The organism is Mycobacterium sp. NGS61, from assembly GCF_059812325.1.
On record NZ_JCALCL010000016.1, the window covers coordinates 26,248 to 45,066 of the forward strand.

At 63.8% G+C, this 18,819-nt stretch carries 20 protein-coding genes; 12 read left to right on the top strand and 8 right to left on the bottom strand.

The window, feature by feature from the left end:
* Positions 1-66: 66 nt before the first annotated feature.
* From AC5Y3Z_RS23480 to AC5Y3Z_RS23490, 3 genes are all read right to left on the bottom strand, one after another.
* The gene (locus AC5Y3Z_RS23480) at positions 67-2,652 is read right to left on the bottom strand and encodes a flavin-containing monooxygenase (RefSeq protein WP_473140196.1); all 2,586 of its coding nucleotides are present in this window, start codon (positions 2,650-2,652) and stop codon (positions 67-69) included.
* 44 nt (positions 2,653-2,696) lie between these two features.
* Positions 2,697-3,980, bottom strand: a complete 1,284-nt coding sequence (locus AC5Y3Z_RS23485) for a VWA domain-containing protein (RefSeq protein ID WP_473140195.1) — start codon at positions 3,978-3,980, stop codon at positions 2,697-2,699.
* 110 nt (positions 3,981-4,090) lie between these two features.
* Positions 4,091-4,747 carry a winged helix-turn-helix transcriptional regulator gene (locus tag AC5Y3Z_RS23490; RefSeq protein WP_473140194.1) on the bottom strand — a complete coding sequence of 219 codons (657 nt, stop codon included), beginning with the start codon at positions 4,745-4,747 and terminating at the stop codon, positions 4,091-4,093.
* Positions 4,748-4,824: 77 nt separating this feature from the next.
* On the opposite strand from AC5Y3Z_RS23490, the gene AC5Y3Z_RS23495 reads away from it, so the two are divergent.
* The 4 genes from AC5Y3Z_RS23495 (at position 4,825) to AC5Y3Z_RS23510 (ending at position 7,217) form a co-directional block, all read left to right on the top strand.
* Positions 4,825-5,334: a DUF3237 domain-containing protein gene (locus AC5Y3Z_RS23495; RefSeq protein WP_473140193.1), complete on the top strand. Its 510-nt coding sequence runs from the start codon at positions 4,825-4,827 to the stop codon at positions 5,332-5,334.
* Positions 5,331-5,744, top strand: coding sequence for a nuclear transport factor 2 family protein (locus tag AC5Y3Z_RS23500; protein ID WP_473140192.1), 414 nt, complete (start codon positions 5,331-5,333; stop codon positions 5,742-5,744). Before AC5Y3Z_RS23495 ends, AC5Y3Z_RS23500 begins: the two co-directional genes overlap by 4 nt.
* Before the next feature lie 109 nt (positions 5,745-5,853).
* Positions 5,854-6,684: a CDP-diacylglycerol diphosphatase gene (locus AC5Y3Z_RS23505; RefSeq protein ID WP_473140191.1), complete on the top strand. Its 831-nt coding sequence runs from the start codon at positions 5,854-5,856 to the stop codon at positions 6,682-6,684.
* A 47-nt stretch (positions 6,685-6,731) separates the two neighbouring features.
* Positions 6,732-7,217 carry a DUF456 domain-containing protein gene (locus tag AC5Y3Z_RS23510; RefSeq protein WP_473140190.1) on the top strand — a complete coding sequence of 162 codons (486 nt, stop codon included), beginning with the start codon at positions 6,732-6,734 and terminating at the stop codon, positions 7,215-7,217.
* 320 nt (positions 7,218-7,537) lie between these two features.
* On the opposite strand, the gene AC5Y3Z_RS23515 is transcribed toward AC5Y3Z_RS23510, so the two are convergent.
* Positions 7,538-8,722, bottom strand: coding sequence for a Fic family protein (locus tag AC5Y3Z_RS23515; protein ID WP_473140189.1), 1,185 nt, complete (start codon positions 8,720-8,722; stop codon positions 7,538-7,540).
* Positions 8,723-8,854: 132 nt separating this feature from the next.
* Positions 8,855-9,697 (bottom strand): transglycosylase family protein, encoded by an 843-nt coding sequence (locus tag AC5Y3Z_RS23520; protein WP_473140188.1) that lies wholly within the window; start codon positions 9,695-9,697, stop codon positions 8,855-8,857.
* A gap of 553 nt (positions 9,698-10,250) precedes the next feature.
* On the opposite strand from AC5Y3Z_RS23520, the gene AC5Y3Z_RS23525 reads away from it, so the two are divergent.
* From AC5Y3Z_RS23525 to AC5Y3Z_RS23550, 6 genes are all read left to right on the top strand, one after another.
* Complete coding sequence (locus tag AC5Y3Z_RS23525; protein ID WP_473140187.1) at positions 10,251-10,853, top strand: recombinase family protein; 603 nt, start codon at positions 10,251-10,253, stop codon at positions 10,851-10,853.
* Positions 10,850-11,545 carry a uracil-DNA glycosylase family protein gene (locus AC5Y3Z_RS23530; protein ID WP_473140186.1) on the top strand — a complete coding sequence of 232 codons (696 nt, stop codon included), beginning with the start codon at positions 10,850-10,852 and terminating at the stop codon, positions 11,543-11,545. The genes AC5Y3Z_RS23525 and AC5Y3Z_RS23530 overlap by 4 nt, the downstream gene beginning before the upstream one ends.
* Positions 11,545-11,685, top strand: coding sequence for a hypothetical protein (locus AC5Y3Z_RS23535; protein ID WP_473140185.1), 141 nt, complete (start codon positions 11,545-11,547; stop codon positions 11,683-11,685). The genes AC5Y3Z_RS23530 and AC5Y3Z_RS23535 overlap by 1 nt, the downstream gene beginning before the upstream one ends.
* 1 nt (position 11,686) lies before the next feature.
* Entirely contained in the window at positions 11,687-11,830 is a 144-nt protein-coding gene (locus AC5Y3Z_RS23540; protein ID WP_473140184.1) for a hypothetical protein, read from the top strand.
* Between the two features lie 179 nt (positions 11,831-12,009).
* Complete coding sequence (locus AC5Y3Z_RS23545; protein WP_473140183.1) at positions 12,010-12,735, top strand: site-specific integrase; 726 nt, start codon at positions 12,010-12,012, stop codon at positions 12,733-12,735.
* 238 nt (positions 12,736-12,973) lie between these two features.
* Entirely contained in the window at positions 12,974-13,531 is a 558-nt protein-coding gene (locus AC5Y3Z_RS23550; protein WP_473140182.1) for a hypothetical protein, read from the top strand.
* Positions 13,532-13,574: 43 nt separating this feature from the next.
* On the opposite strand, the gene AC5Y3Z_RS23555 is transcribed toward AC5Y3Z_RS23550, so the two are convergent.
* Positions 13,575-14,840 carry a TIR domain-containing protein gene (locus AC5Y3Z_RS23555; protein ID WP_473140181.1) on the bottom strand — a complete coding sequence of 422 codons (1,266 nt, stop codon included), beginning with the start codon at positions 14,838-14,840 and terminating at the stop codon, positions 13,575-13,577.
* Between the two features lie 380 nt (positions 14,841-15,220).
* Here AC5Y3Z_RS23555 and AC5Y3Z_RS23560 point away from each other — a divergent pair, with 380 nt between their 5' ends.
* Entirely contained in the window at positions 15,221-16,216 is a 996-nt protein-coding gene (locus AC5Y3Z_RS23560; protein ID WP_473140180.1) for an NAD(P)-dependent oxidoreductase, read from the top strand.
* A 709-nt stretch (positions 16,217-16,925) separates the two neighbouring features.
* Here the strand turns inward: AC5Y3Z_RS23560 and AC5Y3Z_RS23565 are convergent.
* Together AC5Y3Z_RS23565 and AC5Y3Z_RS23570 are read right to left on the bottom strand one after the other, a co-directional pair.
* The gene (locus AC5Y3Z_RS23565; protein WP_230589182.1) at positions 16,926-17,579 is read right to left on the bottom strand and encodes a TetR family transcriptional regulator; all 654 of its coding nucleotides are present in this window, start codon (positions 17,577-17,579) and stop codon (positions 16,926-16,928) included.
* Between the two features lie 143 nt (positions 17,580-17,722).
* Positions 17,723-18,352, bottom strand: coding sequence for a TetR/AcrR family transcriptional regulator (locus AC5Y3Z_RS23570; RefSeq protein WP_051754198.1), 630 nt, complete (start codon positions 18,350-18,352; stop codon positions 17,723-17,725).
* A gap of 145 nt (positions 18,353-18,497) precedes the next feature.
* Between AC5Y3Z_RS23570 and AC5Y3Z_RS23575 the strand changes: the two genes are divergently transcribed.
* A complete protein-coding gene (locus AC5Y3Z_RS23575; RefSeq protein ID WP_036443973.1) occupies positions 18,498-18,803 on the top strand; it encodes a hypothetical protein in 306 nt (101 codons plus the stop codon).
* Positions 18,804-18,819: the final 16 nt, after the last annotated feature.

Genomic DNA, 18,819 nt, shown 5'->3' on the forward strand with positions numbered 1-18,819 from the left:
CAGTGTCGGGATTCGAAGGCGGCGTAGCTGCGGCAGGTCGGGCAGGCGAATGCGAGCATCCCGCTGTTAGGCGGACTTGACGGAGTCGGTCGCGAAGAACCCGTGTAGGGCGGTGGCGAGCTGGGCGCGAATGGGCGCACCGGAGACCACCATGTCGACCATGGACAGCGACAGGTGCGTGTGGCCGCGGGCCCGGATGAGCTCGGTGGGAACGCCAGCTGCGGCGAGCGCTTCGGCGTACGCGACGCCCTCGTCGCGCAGCGGGTCGAAATCCGCCACGACGACCACAGCCGGCGGCAACCCCGACAGATCGGCTGCGCGCAACGGTGCGATCCGCGGGTCGTCCCGTACCTGCGGGTCGGCGTAGCAGTCGAAGAACCACCGCATCATCGCGGCGGTGAGGCCGTAACCGTCGGCGTTCTCCAGATAGGAGGCGCGGGTCTGATCGGAGTCGGTCACGGGGGTCAACAACACCTGCCCGACGATCGCCGGGCCGGCTGCGTCGCGGGCGAGTTGGCTTACCACGGCGGCGATCCCGGCGCCCGCGCTCCATCCGCTCACCGCGAGCTGCCCGGGAATGCCGCCGAGTTCGGCGGCGTGCTCGGCGACCCATTGCACTGCGGCCCAACCGTCCTCGAGCGCGGCCGGAAATCGGTGCTCCGGCGCGTGTCGGTAGTCCACCGAGACGATCAGCGTTTCGCTGCGCACACACAGATCACGGCACAGCGGGTCGTCGGAAACGGAGTCGCCCAGAACCCAGCCGCCGCCGTGGAAATAGACGACGACGGGGTGCGGACCCGGGCTGGCCGGTCGGTAGAGGCGGTAATTGAGGATGCCCCCCGCGCCGGGCAGGGTTCCGTCGACGATCTCGCCGACTTCGGGGCCGGGCGGGCGGGCGAGGTTCATCTCGTCGAGGAAGGCACGCGCCTGCTCGGGCGGCAACGACTCCAGCGGCGGCGGATTCAACAGCGCCATCTGCTCGAGCACCATCTGAACGTCGGGCTGCAGACGGCGCACCACGCCGTCGTTGCACTGCACACCGGCGCTGCCGGATAACCGGAAACCCAGGTAGTCCCGGGCCACCACCTCGTCGCACGCCGCGCGGTAGAAGTCCACTCCGGCGGCGTAGGCCATGAAGGTGCGCGGCTTGCCCGGCACGTTGGCCCCTACGTACCACGAGTTACCTTGGGGGAAAAGCGTTATCGATGCCGCGTCGTCCGAATGCTGCATCCATCCGGCCTCGGCCAGCGCCGTGGGTTCGATCTGGTTCAGCTCGTGCTCGCGCAGATACTGCAGGACGTCGGCGACGAAGTCGACGTGCTGCTCGATCGACACCGCCATGTTCGACAGCACCGACGGGCTGTGCGGGCCGGCGATGAGGAAGAGGTTCGGAAATCCCTCGGTGGTCAGGCCCAGATACGTCGACGGACCGTGCGCCCACTTGTCTGTCAGGGTGAGCCCGCCGCGACCCACCATGTCGATCGCCGCAACCGCGCCGGTGATGGCGTCGAACCCGGTGGCGAAGACGATCGCGTCGAGCTCGAAAGTTTCGGTGGCCGTGTCGATTCCGGTCTCGGTGAGGCCGATTATCGGCTGGTCGCGCAGGTTCACCAACCGCACGTGCGGCAGGTTGAAGGTGTCGTAGTAACCGGTATCCAGACACAGCCGCTTCGCGCCGACCGGATAACTGGTGGGGCACAGCGCATCCGCTGTCTGCGGATCGCGCACGATGCCGCGGATCTTGTCGCGGATGAACTCGGCGAATTCCGCGTTGGCCAGCGGATTGCTCATCAGGTCGGCATAGAGGTTGAGGACTTCGAGCAGTTCTCCTCGCTGCCAGGCACTTTCGTACCGCTGCCGCCGCTCCTCGGCGGACACCGAGAACGCCGGGGTGATGGTGCGTTCGGCCGGTACCCCGCCGAAGGAGTATCTCGCGGCGTTGCGGTACGCCTCGTCGTCGGCCAGTTGGGCGAGCTTCTCCGGCGCAATCGGACCATTGTGGGCCGGGATGGAAAAGCACGGCGTGCGCTGGAAGACGGTCAGCTGTGCGGCCTGGGCGGCGATGAGCGGGATCGACTGGATGCCAGAGGATCCGGTGCCGACCACGCCGACCCGTTTGCCGGTGAAGTCGACGGGTTCGTGCGGCCAGCGACCGGTGAAATAGACCTGCCCGGTGAAGTTCTCGACCCCCTCGATGTCGAGGTCCTTCGGTACCGACAGGCAACCGGTCGCCAGCACCAGGTAGCGACAGGTGATCTGCTCGCCGCGGTCGGTGCCCACCCGGTAGATACCGGAGTCGTTGTCCCAGTGCGCGTGGGTGACCCGGGTGCCGAACTGCATGTCCCGGCGCAGGTCGTGTTTGTCCGCCACGTGGTTGAGGTAGCGCAGGATCTCGGGCTGGGTGGCGTACTTCTCCGACCACTGCCAGTCACGCGACCAGTCCGGATCGAAGCTGAACATGTAGTCGACGCTGGGGATGTCGACGCGGGCGCCGGGGTACCGGTTCCAGAACCAGGTGCCACCGATGTCGTCACCGGCTTCGATGATGCGCATCGAATGGCCCGCACGGCCCAGCCGGTACGCGCAGTACAGGCCCGCGAAGCCGGCGCCGACGACGACGACATCCACATCGGTGTGGCGTACATCACTCATGCGCCTATCATCGCTGCTCGCGCGCCATTTGTTTAGGGGTCTTCTCAGCGGCCCCTGCCGACGATGCCGGTTTCCCGTGCCGCGGCCAGCCAGTCGGGGAACTCCGTCATGACCTTGTCGTAGAACGCTGCGTCGCTCAGCGTCGTCACCTGCTCGACGGCGAAGAACCCCGCGTTGTCGATCTCGCGGCCGGTCAACTCGTCCAGTTTGTGCAGGAACGGGAAGTCGCGTTCGCGGCCGATCGCCATGAACTGGATGAACATCGGCAAACCGGAAGCGCGCAGCACGGCGTCCGTGGCGCTTTTGCGGTCGCTGTTGCCGCCGTCGGTGATGAAGGCGACGTAGGTGGGCAGTGTCGCGCCACGTCGCAGACCGGCGGCGATCTGTTCGATGGGCGGCGCGTACTTGGTCATGCCCCAGATGCCTTTGCGGTTGATGGCGCGGTCGGTCCAGCCCTCGCGGTTGGCCAGAGTGACCGGTTCGCCCTCGTGCACCCGGTGATCGAAGAGGATAGTGTCAACGGTGCCGTTGTCGTCGAACAGCAGGGCCATGGCCAGGAACCGGTCGATGAGTTCCTGGTAGCTGCCGTTGCTGAACAGCGGGCGTGACGAACCGGAGACGTCGAGCACCAAGATGACCTCGGCACGTTCGCCGAGGAAGCCGCGCTTCTCCAGCGAGACGCTGGCGGCGTCGAACTTCTTGAGCAGCACCGGCGACTTCTCCGATACCGTCTTGCGCAGGTTGATCTGCCGCTGCTTGTTCATATCGATGGTCGGTGCGGGTGGCGGCGGCTGGGAAGGTTCGTCGTCGATGGAGATGCCGAACGTCGTCGCGATGCCGGCCAGCCCCGAGTCGAAGCCCTGCCCGACGGCGCGGAACTTCCAAGCGCCCTGCCGGCGGTACAGCTCGCCGAAGATCAGCCCGGTTTCGGTGGTCAGCCCCGAGATGGAGTAGCTCGCTACCGGCTCCCCGCCGGAGGACACCTTGATCGACAGCCCGGGCAGCTGCGCGAAGGTCTGACGCTTGGCGGCGGCGTCGTGGATGGACGCCACGAACGCGACACGGTCGATGCCGGCTGGGACAGCGGCGGTGTTGACGACGAGGCGGTCGCCGCCGGTCGGGATCGAACCGGCGTGCCGAACCGACCCGTCGCGCGAGGCGGGCTGGTTGTAGAAGATGAGGTCGGCGTCGTCGCGCACTTTGCCCGCGGTGGTCAGCAGCAGAGCGCTGGCGTCGGCGTCGACGCCGGCCACGGCCTGCCAGCTGACCTCGACGACAAGTTCGGCGGTGGGCACTGGCGCGTTGGCGCCCTTGGTCAGCTCGGCCATGAACCCTCCGATTCGTCCGATCGTGGCTACAGCGTAGATGGGCCGAGCCCCGTCGCCCCGTCGGCGTTGACTCTGCGGCTGTGCCGACGAAGTGCTTGTCGACGCCGCCCTCAGCGCAGCGTCGACGGCAAGCCGGAGTATCCGAACACCTTCGCCAGCTGGCGCACGGCAGCGCGCCGCCCGTTGACGGTCAGCGCTCCGGTGGCGACCAACTCCGGAAATCGGGCCGGATTCATTGCCGCCGCAAGTGTTTCCGCCGATCCGACCAGCGTGACGTCCGGTTCGGCCGGTGCGGCGTCGACGACGGCGTGCTCGTCGATGTGCAGCGTGGTGGATCCCTCAGGCGTGACCAGTTGCAACACCAGATCGACCCCGGGCCGTTCGTCCCGCGCGTAGGCCCGCACCGCCCTGGCGAGCCATTGAGGGCGGACCAGGTCTTCTGGGTTGCGTGTCTCCAAAAGCCCACGGCCCCAACGCTCGAACGCGTTGATGACGTCCTCGAGTGCGCGGCCCGCGTCGGTCAGTTCGTAGACCTTGGCCGCCGCGGGTGGCGGTAGGGTGCGGCGCGAAACCAAGCCGTTCTTCTCCAACTCGCGCAGCCGCGCGGCCAGCATGTCCGTAGCGATCGGTGCCAATGCGTGCAGCAGATCGACGTAGCGGCGGGGGCCGTCGAGCAGCTCGCGCACCACCAGCAACGTCCAGCGGTCTCCGACCATGTCCAGGCTTTTCGCCAGCGCGCAGTGCTGGCCATATGACTTCGCCGCCACGGAACGATCTTACATTAGCTTTCAATATCCAAGTTGGGACTTGGTAATTCCAAGTATGCGGGTGTAGCGTCTACCGCGTGAGCCGCCCCCCTGCTGCAGATGGCAACTCGAAAACCGGCCTGATCGACGTCGACGCACGCCCGGCGCTGGAACACCTGCTCGACATTCGCATCGAGTTCGATCCGGTGCAGATCTTTTCCACACCCGTCGGCACCCGGTTCACCTATGTGGTCAAACACGGACGATGCGAAGGTCCCCGGATTGCCGGCGACATCCTGCCCGGCGGTGGTGACTGGATCCTGTTCGGCACCGACCGCATCGCACGCCTGGACGTCCGCGCCACCCTGCGCACCGATGACGGCGCGTACATCCACATGACCAACACCGGCAGGGTGGAGATGGATCGCGAGACCGCCGGACGATTCACCAGCGGCGAATTCATCCGCCACGACCAGATGATCGCCCGCTCGAGCCCGTTATTCGACACTGACGATGACCGCTACCGCTGGATCAACGCGATACACACCGTGGCGATCAATGAAGTGTCGCTCTCGGAAGTCCGCTACCGGGTTTTCGCGGTCCGATGAACCGGCTGCACGATCTGTACAGCCGTTACCTGGCCGCCTGGTCCGCCCGCGACGCCGACGCGATAGTGGCGCTTCATGCGAGCGATACGACGTTCTGGTTGCGCCACGGCCGTCGTCCGGTGACGGGGACCGCTGCCGTTCGCGACGCGTTCGCCGCGATGTTCGCCGTGTTGCCCCAGCTCGAATTCGACGTCCACCGCACGGAATTCGGTTCCAGCCATTGGGTTTTGGACTGGACGCTGAAGTGTGTGCTGCCTGATGGCGCCGGGGGAGGACGGGACGTGAGCTGGGACTGCATGGACCTGGTGACGGTGACGGACCACTGGCAGGTGCTGCGCAAAGACACCTTCGTAGACGGGGTCGCGTTCGAGCAGGCACTGACACCGGTGACGCGGAGGCGGCCGACGTAGCGTCACCGTCGCTCGGCCCCGGTGGTGACAATTCAACTGCCGACCAAGACACCTGGTCGAATGTTCGATACTGTGCGGCTACTCGACTGAGTTAGGTGAAGGGCGCCTCATGGTTGAAACGGGCTCGACCGACCGCAGCGTGAACCGTCGCAGATTCCTCACCGCGTCAAGCGCATTGGGCGTCGGTGCGGCACTCGGAGGTGCTGCCGCGTGGCCGGCTTTCGGCGACCCAGCCGCGTCGGGACCAGATTGCGGCGGCCCCAACGATGGCGGCGAACTCTATGCCGCCGTCAAGGATGCGCAACCCGGTGCCAAGACCCTGGCACTGGTCGACTTCCCCACAGCCAACAAGGACCGGGCGTACGGGTACGCGATCAAGACGGGGGCGAAAGGTCCGTGGGACTGGTTGTGTATCCCGCTGATTCGGGTTTCCGGCATCGAATGCGAGAAGTGCTGGAAGGGTCAGATGCTCAACCTGTGGCCCTACGCCGCAGCGTGGGTCAACAACGCACAGAGCAAACTCGCCGGCACCGACTGGGCTCTCGGCATCAACTCCGGGGACCCGCAGGCGCGGACTCAGAACCAGATGCACATCCACGTGACCAAACTGCAGAAGAATGTGCGCGACCAGATCACCGCCGCGGAGAAGAACAAGGTGCCCGTCGCCCAGAGTTTCGGCGACTGGCCGAAGAAGACGATCGAGCTCAACGGTCGACTGTTCCGGTGGGTGCATGTGAAGAATCTGGACCAACCGATCTTCGAGGAAGCCTTCAAAACGGTCGCACAGGGCCAGGCCGGTGAGATGAAGCATCAGTGCATCGCCGTCACCACGGCGGCATCCGGCGGGTTCTACATCATCAACAGCCAGGGGCAGCTCAGCACGCAGGGGCATCACCCGTTCGGCATCAAGACCATCGACGGTCTGTTGTATCGCCAGTAGCTCCAGGAGTACGGCCGGGCAGCCGTCACCAGAGATAGGTTGAGAGCATGAGTGCTGCCGGCATCGTCCTCGTAGCGCTCGCGATCGCCGTCGGAATCATCGGCATCGTGGTGCCGCTATTGCCGGGCACGCTGCTGGTGTTCGTCGCGATCGTGGTGTGGGCCGTCGTCGAGGACAACATCACCGCCTGGGTGACGCTGGGCGTGGTGGCCGCGTTGCTCGGTGCTGCTGTATTGATCAAATACGCCTGGCCCGTGAAGCGGATGCGGGCGGCCGACGTGCGCACGCTGAGTCTGGTGGCGGGCGCGGTGGGGGGCATCATCGGTTTCTTCGCGATCCCGGTGGTCGGCCTGGTGATCGGCTTCGTGCTGGGTGTCTACGTGGCCGAGTTGGCCGTCCGCGGAGACCAGCGATTGGCATGGACCTCGACGAAGCACGCCGTGAAAGGTGTCGCATTATCGATGGGCGTCGAGCTGGCTGCCGCACTGTTCGCCACCGTCGCGTGGGTGATCGGGGTGTTTCTCACGCAGTAAGCGCTTGCCGCCTTCACCTTCTTGCCAGGAAAAGTCGGCGGGACCGCCTTACCGAAGCGCGACACTCGACGGCTTGTCACGCTGCCGAAATTCGGCGGTCAGGTGCTCATCGAGTTGCACGGAGTTTGAACTGCACGTGTGGAGCCGATGACGGGAATCGAACCCGTGTATTCAGCTTGGGATCCGTCCGTCAATTGGAGTGCGCGCAAGGTTGGTCAAAGTGTTGTGGGGCGTGCGATCGACGTCTGATGCAAACTTCGCCCCGCAACTCGTCGATCTTGTCCTGATGCAGAGCCTCGCCCATGCGCTGTGTTTATTGCCTAGGGCGCAGCTGCGGTGATCGCGCGGTAGATCTCTCGGGCGACGTAGTATCGCCCATAGCTGCCATACGGGCCCTCAACTATGCCCAGCGCCAGCAGCTTCTTCACGGCAGTGTCTATGCCCTGCGGTGTCTTGTTGAAGCGCCGTGCGAGTGCTGGAACACGCACAATCGGAGTTTCGACGAGTGATTCGACGATGTCACGCGCAACCCCGCCTCGATACCCGCTGTCTTGGAGAATCTGCACGTAGTTGCGTTGGGCGTCGAGCATCAGATTGACGCGGCGCGCGGTGTCAATCGCGGAGGCCTCGACTCCTTGGGAAAAGAACCGTATCCATGAATCCCATTCACCTGTCTGCGAGACCCGCGCAAGCTCGTCCTCATACTCGCTTCGGCGGATTTCGAACCATGGTGAAACGCTCAGCAGCGGCTCTTGGAGCAGGTTGTCGACCATGAACTGGAGGACGATGAGTAGCCGTCCGATACGGCCATTGCCGTCATTGAACGGGTGCAGGGTTTCGAACTGATAGTGAGTCATTGCGGCAGCGATGAGTGGGTCTCGGTCGCCTCCTGCGGGTATCCATGCCACAAGGTCACGAACGGCGGTTTCAAGTCCGGTGCCCGGCGGCATTGGGACAAACCTTGCCGACTCGATCGTTCCGTCAGGGCTTCCGATCGCGACCTGGCAGCGTCTGATGCGCCCTGCGTCACGCGTCTCGGCGTCCGTTCCAAGGACGAGTTGCTGGTGGGCGTCCAATAGAAGGCTGGTCGTGACGGTCCGATGCTCGGCCACGTAATCGAACGCGACGTCCGCCGCATCCACGTAGTTGAGGACTTCCCTCAACGCGGCGCTTCTGTTCTCGTCGGCGCCGGAGTCGGCAGCCAGGACGTCATCGAGCGGCGCGAATGTACCTTCCAGCGCGGATGTGCTCTGCGCCTCTCGGCTCAACGTTGGTCGTCGGAGTATTCGAGGGTTGCCAACCTGACGTGATGCCTGGTCCAGGTGAGCGAGCGCCCGGCTAGCGCGGGTGACAGCCCGCCATGTGCCGCCTTGAAGGTTGGGCTCCGCCCCGAGCGGGTGAGCAACGTACGCGAAGTGATCGTAGGATCGCCCGTTTCGGCCGTCTGTACCGGAGATGGGCCAAAGGCTGCCGAGCGGGCTCGACGCAAACAGCTCTACCTGCACAAACCAAGTGTACCGCCTCACTGGTTGGTATTACATGCATGAAATTCAGTTCCATTTGGTTTTAGTTGACCAAAAACAACTGACGGCACCTTTCACTTGTTGATGAGGCGATGACAACAAGTTGAATTGGCGTTACCGGGGCGCCGATGCAGTTGCGCGGCGGCAGCGCGGGCCGCAGCAGGCGACGACGAGGGCTGGACGACGACGGGAAGGGTCCGGAACTGTCCGCACCCCGGCGGCGCCCAAAACGTCGACATCAGGGCGACGCGGGTTTCTGCCGATCCGGTCGGCAATCTCGGGTGTGCAGATCAGCCACAACTCGCTCATGTTCTCCGTCGTAACCAAGTCGAACCCCAGGACACCCGCGGCGAAGTCGCGGACGGCCCAATGTGTCAGTACCGCGGTCACGGTGACGTTCTCGGCGGCGGCTTGCGCCTCCCGCGAGCAACGCCGGCCCTGCTGGATTAGCCAGTCCGGCAGGTTCTCGGCCGCGGGGAATTCCGCAACCGTGGTGCCGGAAAGGACCGCCGTACCCCGGCGGTGATTTCCGGTCGGCCGTCCATCGGTTCCTGGCAGAGAAGGAGCCTGGGTGCGGCCATCAGTTCGCTCCCCATCCTTGCCCGCCGCGGCGTTCCAGGTCGCGTTGAGGCGGTTTTCGAGCTCGCCGGAGCCATGCCGGCGTCTTCGATCACGACGGCCGGCGCATTGCGGCTTGCTGGCGCCCTGATTGCCGGCCGGCGCAGCGGCGCCAACAGGACGCGCGTTGGCGCCGGCCGCGGCCGGATTAAGGTCGGCCGGAACGAACGTGTTCGGCCACGCCCCCGGCGCCTGCCGGCGAAGGGTTTCCTCCGCAATCTCGATTTGCTGTTCCCTGCTGGCGAGGTCGGCCCGCTCGGCGAACCGCTTGCCGCCCATCGATTCCCAGGTGAATTGCGTGAATTGCAGGCCGCCGAAGTAGCCGTTTCTGGTGTTCATCGCCAGTTGCCGCCGGACTCTTTCGCCGCGATCGCGTCCCAGTTCGCCCCCGCCTTACCTCTCGCGCTGGCAGCCGCGCGTCCGCCACCCCCGTCAAGACGTATTGCGGGCGCAAGGGTCCGGGACGCCCTCGCGGCTGCTGATCCCGATGGCGTGGTCGACGCCGAGATCGTGACCGAGGGCGCTCAACAGACCGATGCCTATCCGGACGACACCAGTCACCGACGATTCGCCGCCAGGCGAGCCGTTGGGCGGCAGTTTCGATCCGTTCGGTACAGGTGATTCGCCGCCCGACGAACTGTTGCCGCTCAATGAGGCCGTGATCCGCGCGGCTGCGATGAACAGCATGGCGACGGCGGGGCATGCAAAGCTGCACCGACCGCAGCGAGCGTTGCCGCCTGGCCGATCAGGATGAGTCGCAAATCTTTAGTTGTGAGACGACGTTCAGTTGTCGCAATGCCGACCGAAAAATCCTGCTCGGCATGTCTCACAAGTTGAATCAAAAGTATGTGTTCGAAAAACTGTATTTTGCGACTTATGAGACAATGGGACGATGACCGCACCCACCGCTACCGGCACCACGCTTGGCTATGTTCGCGTATCGACCGGACATCAGGCACTAGACGCTCAAGTCGATGCGCTGACATCCGAAGGTATTGCAGCAGAGCGTATTTACCGCGACAAACTGACTGGTATGTCCACCCGCGAGCGACGCCCCGGTCTAACAGCTCTGCTCGACTACGCCCGTCCCGACGACGTGATCACCGTGGTTGGCATCGACCGATTGGGCCGCAATGCTGCCGAAGTCATGACGACAATTCGAGACCTAAACGCACGCGGAATCGTGCTGCGTTCGCTGCGCGAGGGTATCGACACATCCAACGCCACTGGGCGCATGATTGCCGGGGTGCTAGCGAGCTTGGCTGAACTGGAATTGGAGCTAGGTCGCGAGCGCCGCAGTGCAGCGCGTGAAGCACGACGCGCACGCGGCCAATCAATCGGACGCCCGAAGGCGCTCGACGAATCCAAGGCTGCGTTAGCCCGGCGCATGCACGCGGCAGGCGAATCGGTTTCAACCATCGGCAGCACGCTCGGCGTCAGTCGTGCGACGGTGTACCGAGTGCTTGCGGAAACCGAAGGCGAGGCAACCATATGACCGACCCGGAGCAGGGGATTCGTCGCCAGCGAAAGGCGTTGCTTGACGTTGAGATCAAGACGTGTCGGCGTTGTGAGGGGTTGAATCGCCCTCGCGAAACCGAGTCAGCACCTGGCTGGGGCAATTTGGATTCGCCGGTCGCTATCGTTGGGCAGAGCCTCTGTGAACAGTGCATGGAGCCTCAGGAACCGTTCTACGAGGGGAGCGGAAGTCTGCTCAGCCGCAGTTTCGCCAGGGTTCCGATAAGAAAAGACAGACTCTTCATCACGAATGCGGTCCATTGCCATCCGCCCAAGAATCGTGAGTCGTACACCCACGAGATAGCGAACTGCTCGTCGTATCTATACCGCGAACTTGAGATCGTGCGCCCTAGCTTAGTTATTGGACTAGGTGACGACGCCAGCCGCGTCTTGACGTTTCTCTACCCGACTGCGCGGACGGTGCCGTGGCCGTTTGTTGCTCCTCGCAATGTCCGGTCAAAGCTCGTGCCCCGGCTATTCTTCGCAAAGCATCCCTCTTGGATCATTCGCAAACATGACGACGCCCTCGAAGAGGAATGGGTCGACAACGTGAGCGCAGCGTTGAAGTGGGCCATCGCTAAAGGGTCGCTGCGAGGCCAGCCGCCTGCTCGCGTCGAGCCCACGTGCGGAGGCATGGTGCCGGAAGGCATTGCAACTGAGGAAGGTTCGTAATGCACGTCCGTATCCGCAACGCACGTCCCCGCGTCAACGGCAAGCCGGTTGAGCGTTTCGAAGCTACCTGGATTGAAGACGGCACCCGGCACACCGAGACGTTCGATACCCGCGAGGCCGCACAAAAACAAGCTCGATGACGTGAAAACGCTTTTGTTGAAAGGTCAGTCACCGACAAAGCTGCGCGAGCTGGGATCGGCAACCTTCGCCGATGTGGCCGCGCAGTGGTTGGCTAGCCGCCACGATTTGAAGCCGCGCACCCGCGCCGAATACACAACCTGCTAGCCGACAAAACCAGAGCCCGGCGCACCAGTTCCGGTGAATCGACCGCCGATCTGTCGATTGCTTCGACGTTCGGTCACCGCCCGGTCAACGAAATCCGGCGCGCAGACGTGGCCGAGTGGGTGGGTGCGTTGACGAAGGCCGGCAAATCGGTGTCGACGGTGAGGCACCATTATTTCGTTGTGCGACAAGTGCTTTCGCAATGCGTGGCCGATGGCCGGATCATGGTCAACCCGACCGATCACGTGAGGTTGCCGACCGAACGCACCTTGTCAGGCGGCACGCCTGGTGTGGTCGATGATCTGTCGCAGTTCCTCACTGCGGCCCAAGTCTGCGCGCTAGTCGAAGCAACACCGTGGCCGTGTGCGGTGCTGGTGCATCGGGCGGCGTGGTCCGGTCTGCGTGCGGCCGAGCTAGCGGGTCTGTGCGTCGGTGACATCGCCTGGCCGGTTAACCCCAACGGCACGGTGTGGCTGGCCGTTGAGCGCACGGTGATCGACTCAGGCGGCGCACTGGTCTACGACACGACCAAGACCAAAGGTAGCGAGCGCCGGGTGCCGCTGACGGCGGCGACTGCGGACATGCTGCGTGACTACCTGGCGGGCCACCCACGCCGCGACGAGCCGACCGCGCCGTTGTTCTGTGCGGTGACGCTCAAGCCGTCGAAGCCGACCGGCAAGCGCGCCAGCAATGCGCCGTTGTCCGCTGCTGCCAAAGCGCAGCGCCAAGCCACCGCTCTGGCGGATTTGAGCATCGATGCAGCTACCGCACGCCTGGTGCTGGATTGGACGGGGTTACTCCGGCATCAGTCGTTTTATAAGTCGGTGTTTCGGCCTGCGGTGCTTCGGGCGGATCGGCTGGCCGGTGAAACGGTGATTCCTACGGAAATAACGTTCCATTCGCTATGACACACCTACGCGAGCCTTTGCGTCGCAGCCGGGATCGGAGCAGACAAACTGAGCCGCCGACTGGGCCACGCGAAGATCACCACGACGCTGGACATCTACACGCATCTCTTCCCCGACGACGACGCCAGCGGCGACATGGCCGCGTTGGAAGCGATGAACCAGCCAACCGCGCCGAACGTGGTGCCGATGCGGCGTCTGGGTTAGTGTCCTGGTCTGACCGACGATCTAGATTGAAGACATGATCGACTCTGAACGCGAATCTGATCCCATACTTGATGCCGAGTATCGAGAGCTTGTCCGGCTTCTCCACAAAGACACAATTGCTGCCGTCTCTCTTGTTGACGACTGGTGGAATCACCAGGCGTACATGGCAACGATCTCCGGCATGAATGGAAGAGCGGACGCCGCGGAGGTTGACCGCGTCGACAGGCAGTGGCGCGAAGAGATACGCCCCGCATTGCTACGCCTATTGAATGGGCATCCAGATCCCGCCGTGCGCGACGCCGCCGACTTCTTCAATACGCGCCTAGTTGGTGCGATGGTGTTGATGCACCGGCGGCCCGGTGACCCCGAGATGCCGGACAAGGAGCATGTCGACAATAAGACGCTGGACACTTTTACAATCCATCTGGTACATGACGGTTTAACGAAATTGCGCCGCGCCGCTTACCATGCACCGTTTCGTGTTCATCGCCCCGAGCCCGAATGGGAAGGGGTGCCTATTGGAAACTCGGAGGGGTTGCCCGAGGACATTATGGGTCGGATAGAAGAGCGCGGCGAGCACTACGAAGGGTAATCGCGCGGCAACGCAGAACCCGTGAGCCGGTGCGTCGACGCGTTTAATCGTCGTCGTATTCTTCCTGCAAACGCTCGCGTTCAGCATTGAGCGCATCCATAACATCGTCATCCAAACTGAGTGCCACCACGATTTGTTGGTCGGGCGCGGGTTGTTCGCCGTTGATCACCTGTTCGTGAAGATCGTTGACCATTTTCACATACTTATCGATGAATTCATCCAGATCGGACAACGGCCGATCTGTAATCTTCGCCATGAGCTTTACATAGTTCGTCACCGACGGGTGCGGCTGCGTACCGCGCAGGTCTGCGGCGATGTCTAGGAGTCGCTTGTAAACTGATATGAAACGCTCACCGAGATGGATGATCCGCTCGGGATCACCCGACTCACCTGGCGCACCGAACGCCGCGAGATGAACTTCTCGTGACAGAAGCCTTTCGAAATCATCGCTTAATCCCAAAAAATCGCTGAGGGTGTTGAGGTGAAGCTGGACGGCTTCACTCACTTCGGTTACGCGCTTTCCGTTGCGGGGAGCATAACCGATGGAATGATCCAGAATGAGCGGGCGAAGTTCCTCCCGTCCCTGGTACAGCACCGAGGCGTACAGCGCAAACTCCCAAACGGGGGTTTTTTGCGTAATTAAAGCTCGCAATTCTTCTTTCGTTCTCGCAACCTTACCGTGGTAGGGCACAAAGGCCTTGGCTCGTTTATCGCCCAGCTTATGCAAGATGCCGGTTGCGATTCCAGGGACACCTTCACGAATCGCTTCGATATAGATGACTGTTGGCGGCATGCCCGGTAGTTGAGTGTCGTCGATACGAATGGGGAGGACGTACTCGCTTCTTTCGATCAATGCACGTGCCAAAGCGGCGCGCCTTTCCGCGATAGGCCATTCTTTTTCTGCATACTTTTGACTAATGAACATCGCGACATAGCGTGACCGCTTCATATAGACATCTGTAAAATATTCGATGCCATTCTTGCCCCAAGCATCATATTTGTAGTCTTCGTCATAAAAGACGGTAATATCGGGTGCGGACTGCTGGACTGCTCGTACTATTTCCTCAACAAATGCGCGGTTTTCTCCGGCGAATGAAACCGCGATGTCGAAGTCGTACTGCGCCGCTCCGGGATCCGAGCTGCTTTCGTCGGTCGTTGGTCCCTGGGCCTCGGTGCTTCGATCGCTCATCGTCAACGTCTTCCTGCCGTGTGCCTGGTTGCGCCCTGGGTGCGGCCGCCGATAATCGCCGTTGCTTCCTGCCGTGCGTCCGGCCGCGCCCGACGTCCGTACACCCCTGCCGTAAGCCATCGTCGCACTTACCCCGGACGAACCCGGCGAGCGAGCAAACTCATTTTGGGCGAGTCTTGCGCGCGGTGAGCGATGAGACAGCGACAAGTCTCAAGTTTCGGTAAATAGTCTGTGCGCCTCAGCGGGCTATGACCTGCTCTTTCGTGGAGCCGATGACGGGAATCGAACCCGCGTATTCAGCTTGGGAAGTCGAACGGCGGCGTCTGGTCGGCTCTGTCGAGGTTTGCGCTGGTCTGCCGAGCTGGGCGAATCGTCTGGTCCTGTCCGCCCAAGTCCGGGGTTGTGGGCCTCAGTTGTGACATCGGTGTGACAACGAGGTGCTGATTTGCGAGGGGCGTTGGGGTGGGTCGGAAGGAGCATGACCCGCATCCGGTAGCAGTATGGTTCCCGGTCTGGCGACTTCGCCGCTCATCCGTCCGTTCGACCGGCAACTGAGGAGAAACATTCCGATGCGAGTGCTCGTCAGTCACGAGGACGACGACAGAGTCGGCGTTGACCTGCTTGGTCGCGTCGACGGACTCGAGGTCGTCATCTACGACCCCAGCGGGCCACTCTCACCTGAGCAGTGCGACGCTGCGATCCTGATCCCGCCGTACCGCAGCAGCCATCGCCCGATCCCGCTGTTGAAAGAACTCCGCGGCCTCCGCATGGTTCAGCTTCTGTCCGCGGGGGCCGACGAGTGGGCTTCTGACGTGCCGCCTGACGTCATCCTGGCCACCGCCCGCGGGGCACATGCCGGACCCGTCTCTGAGTGGGTGCTGTCAGCGATCCTGTGCCTCTACCGTCAGTGGCCGGCGCTCGTGGATTTCAAGCGGGAGCACACGTGGGCGCATCGTCGCGTTGCCGCCGACACTCTCGCTGGGAGCCGGGTGTTGATTCTCGGAGCGGGTGCAATTGGTGGGGCCGTCGCCGAGCGACTGCGGGCATTCGACGCTCTACCTGTCCTTATTGCCAGTCGGGAACGCGCCGGCGTGCTCAGCCCGGAAGCAGTGCCCGAGATTCTGCCGACGTGCGATGCGGTCGTTATTACCGCGCCGCTGACCGACTCGACGCAGGGCATGGTCGACGTGGCATTCCTCGGTGCACTCCCGGATGGCGCCCTGGTCGTCAACGCCGCCCGCGGCAAGATCGTTGACACCGACGCACTCGTAGCGGAGTTGCAGACTGGGCGACTGCGGGCGGCCCTCGACGTCACTGAGCCTGAGCCGCTGCCGGAAGACCATCGCCTCTGGGATTGCCCAGGCACGATCATCAGCCCTCACATGGCGCGGACCGTGCCAGGAACGAACGCCCTCTGCTACGCCGTGGCCGCAGAACAGATACGCACGTTCCTGAGTGGAGGATCGCCGTCGAACGCGGTGGTTGCCGGTAGCTGACGCGTTGCTCTTAGCGGGGAAGCGTGGCCCAGTGCGCGAATCAGCGAGTACATCGACGCAGCGAAGGATCAGGTCGCAGACTTCATCGCGCCGGGTGTCGTGGCCGGCAACGGCCTGGACGACGGTCCCCACTGACGCGCCACGAAGGCCGACCGCGCGAATTTGGACCCCGCCGCCACGTAGTGGTGGTGGGGCGGTTCGTATCGGAGGAGGGTTGAGGGCGCGGCGTTCCGGCTGATCGGTGCCGAAGCGCAGCAGCGGCAATTGGACCCGGAGAGCAGCAGGCGTGCTGCGGACCGCCGTTGTGGGCGACGAATGCTCGGCGCGATGGCGGAAACTTTGGCCGCAGGTATGAGATGGCAGGAGTTAATGAAGACGCCGCGCCGCGCGGCCGAAGCGGAGCGGCAGGCCGCAGCGAGTGCGGCGGGCGGCGCGCCAGCGCCGCCGTCTTGATCTCTGAGAGCGAAATTCGGCAGACAATCGGTTAATGCGTGCGGTTTGTTCGGTTAATGGTAGATGGGCCGATTCGAAGCTCAGTTGTTTAGCGTCCTGAACTGCAGTTTCAATATGGAACCAATTATTTTGTGCCGTCGGCTGCTCGCACTTTCTTGTGCTCGACAGCACTTGGGTGTGCTTTGCGTTGGCTGCTTTGAGGGGCGAAATTCGCCGCATAAGCCTCGAGGGTGGCTAGGTCGGGGGTTGTGGCCGTTTATGACGTGGAGATTATTGATGAGGTCTGGCGCAGTAGGAGTTCCGTGCCGCGGTCGATCCGCTCTCGGGCTTGGGCTGCGGAGAGTCGGTGGCCACTGAAGGCGGTGAGGTTGGCCAGCCAGACATCAGTGATGAGTCCGGCGAGGTCATGGTGGTGCTCGGTGACGGTGCTGCCGCCCAATGCGTGGGCGAAGAGTTGTTGCAGGATGTCGGCGGTCTGGGTGACGGTGGGCGCGGCGGTCGCGTCGGCGACCACCAGGGCGCGCGTGGTGGCTTCGGTCAGGTTAGGGTCGAGCTGCCATTCGACGTGCAGTCGTGAGGTCAGGGCTGCGACCCGCTGGGCAGGCGTGGTGTCGTTGTGGTGCCATGCGCACTCGGCGGCCAGTCGGTCGAATTCGCGGCGCAACACCGCGACCAGCAGGTGCGGTTTGGACGGGAAATACCGGTAGAGCGTCCCCACACCGATGCCGGCGACATCAGCCACCGCCCGCATCTGCACCGCGCTATAACCGCCGCAGGTCGCTGCATGCAGGGTCGCATCCAGGATCTCACTCGCGTGGGGTGCCTCACCGGCAGGTTGCGCCGCGGTCATGACGTCCCGGCACCGGTTGCGCGAGCCCGCCCCGAGCAGCCCGCTCTTGACGGCGGCCATGCACCATCGGCCCGACAGTCACCCATACCGAACCCCCGCTACGAGCAGTATCCCTGCGCTACCGTTCGTACCACAACGGTGGGCGGTGCGGCGCGAATCCCCGGGTTGCCGACGACGTCGGACCCGGCCGGGCCCGGTGGGGTTTATCGGGTGCGGGCGTGGGCGTGCAGGAAGTCGTCAACGATGTGTTCGCAGTCCTCGCGGTTGATGGCGCGTAGGCCGGTCAGGCGGGCGAAGGCGATCGGGCCGACGAGCTGGCACATGGCGAGGTCGACATCGAAGTCGTCGAGTTCGGCGGCGGCGGCCGGGCTTTGCAGCAGCTCGGCGAAGGGCTGTCGGTAATGGGCGACGACGCGTGTGCGTAGCGCGTGGCGGTCGTGCACCTCGTCGGGGCGCTCCGGTGTCGGCCCGAGGGCGACCCAGGCCAGCGTGGTGGCGTGCAAGGGTGCGTCCTGAAACAGGATCGCTTGCCGGCTGAGCAGTTCGATGAGCTGTTCGCGCAGCGAGCCTTGCGCCGGCGGCAGGCTGACCTGGGGCAGGAGCCGCTCAAAAGTGGCGGCCAGCAGGTGGGTGGAGCTAGTGAAGTGGCGGTAGAGCGTGGTTCTGGCCACTTTGGAGGCCTTGGTGACCGCCTCGATGGTGACCGCTTCGACCCCGCCGGCGCTGAGCAGCTTGGCCGCGGCGTCGAGCAGCCGGGTCCGGGACCGCGCCAGGCGTGGATCCACCTCGTCGCCGTCGATATCGACAGCACGTTCCTCCGCGCCTGGCTCCACCTGTTCACCGTAATCCTCGCCGCCTGGCGTCGACGCCGATACCGCGGACGCAAGGCTGGCATTTAGCGAAACGATACTGTTAGTATCGGAGCGATACCGTTAGTACCTGTATCGCCGTGCAGGCCAACACCGAGGGGGTAAGGCCATGGTGAATCACCAGCAACGCCGGGAGCTCATCCGGCGCCAGATCCAGGACCCGACCGCGGCGACGCCACTGACGCGGCGGCCGGCGCGGGCTGTCGGGCGCACCGGCGCGGTGGTGGCGCGGGCGGCCAAGCGGCTGCTGCCCGGCGTCTTGTTCGAGGAGGTCCGCCACGTTCGCCATGATCTGGCCAAGCTCGGGCACGCCCGGGTTGCGACCGCGGGTGATCGTGTGCGTCCCCGCCACTATCCGCCGCGGTCGTGTTCCTATCTCGACGACGAGCTGATGGGCCGGGAGATGTTGGACTGAAGCTGTCGCGGCCGCT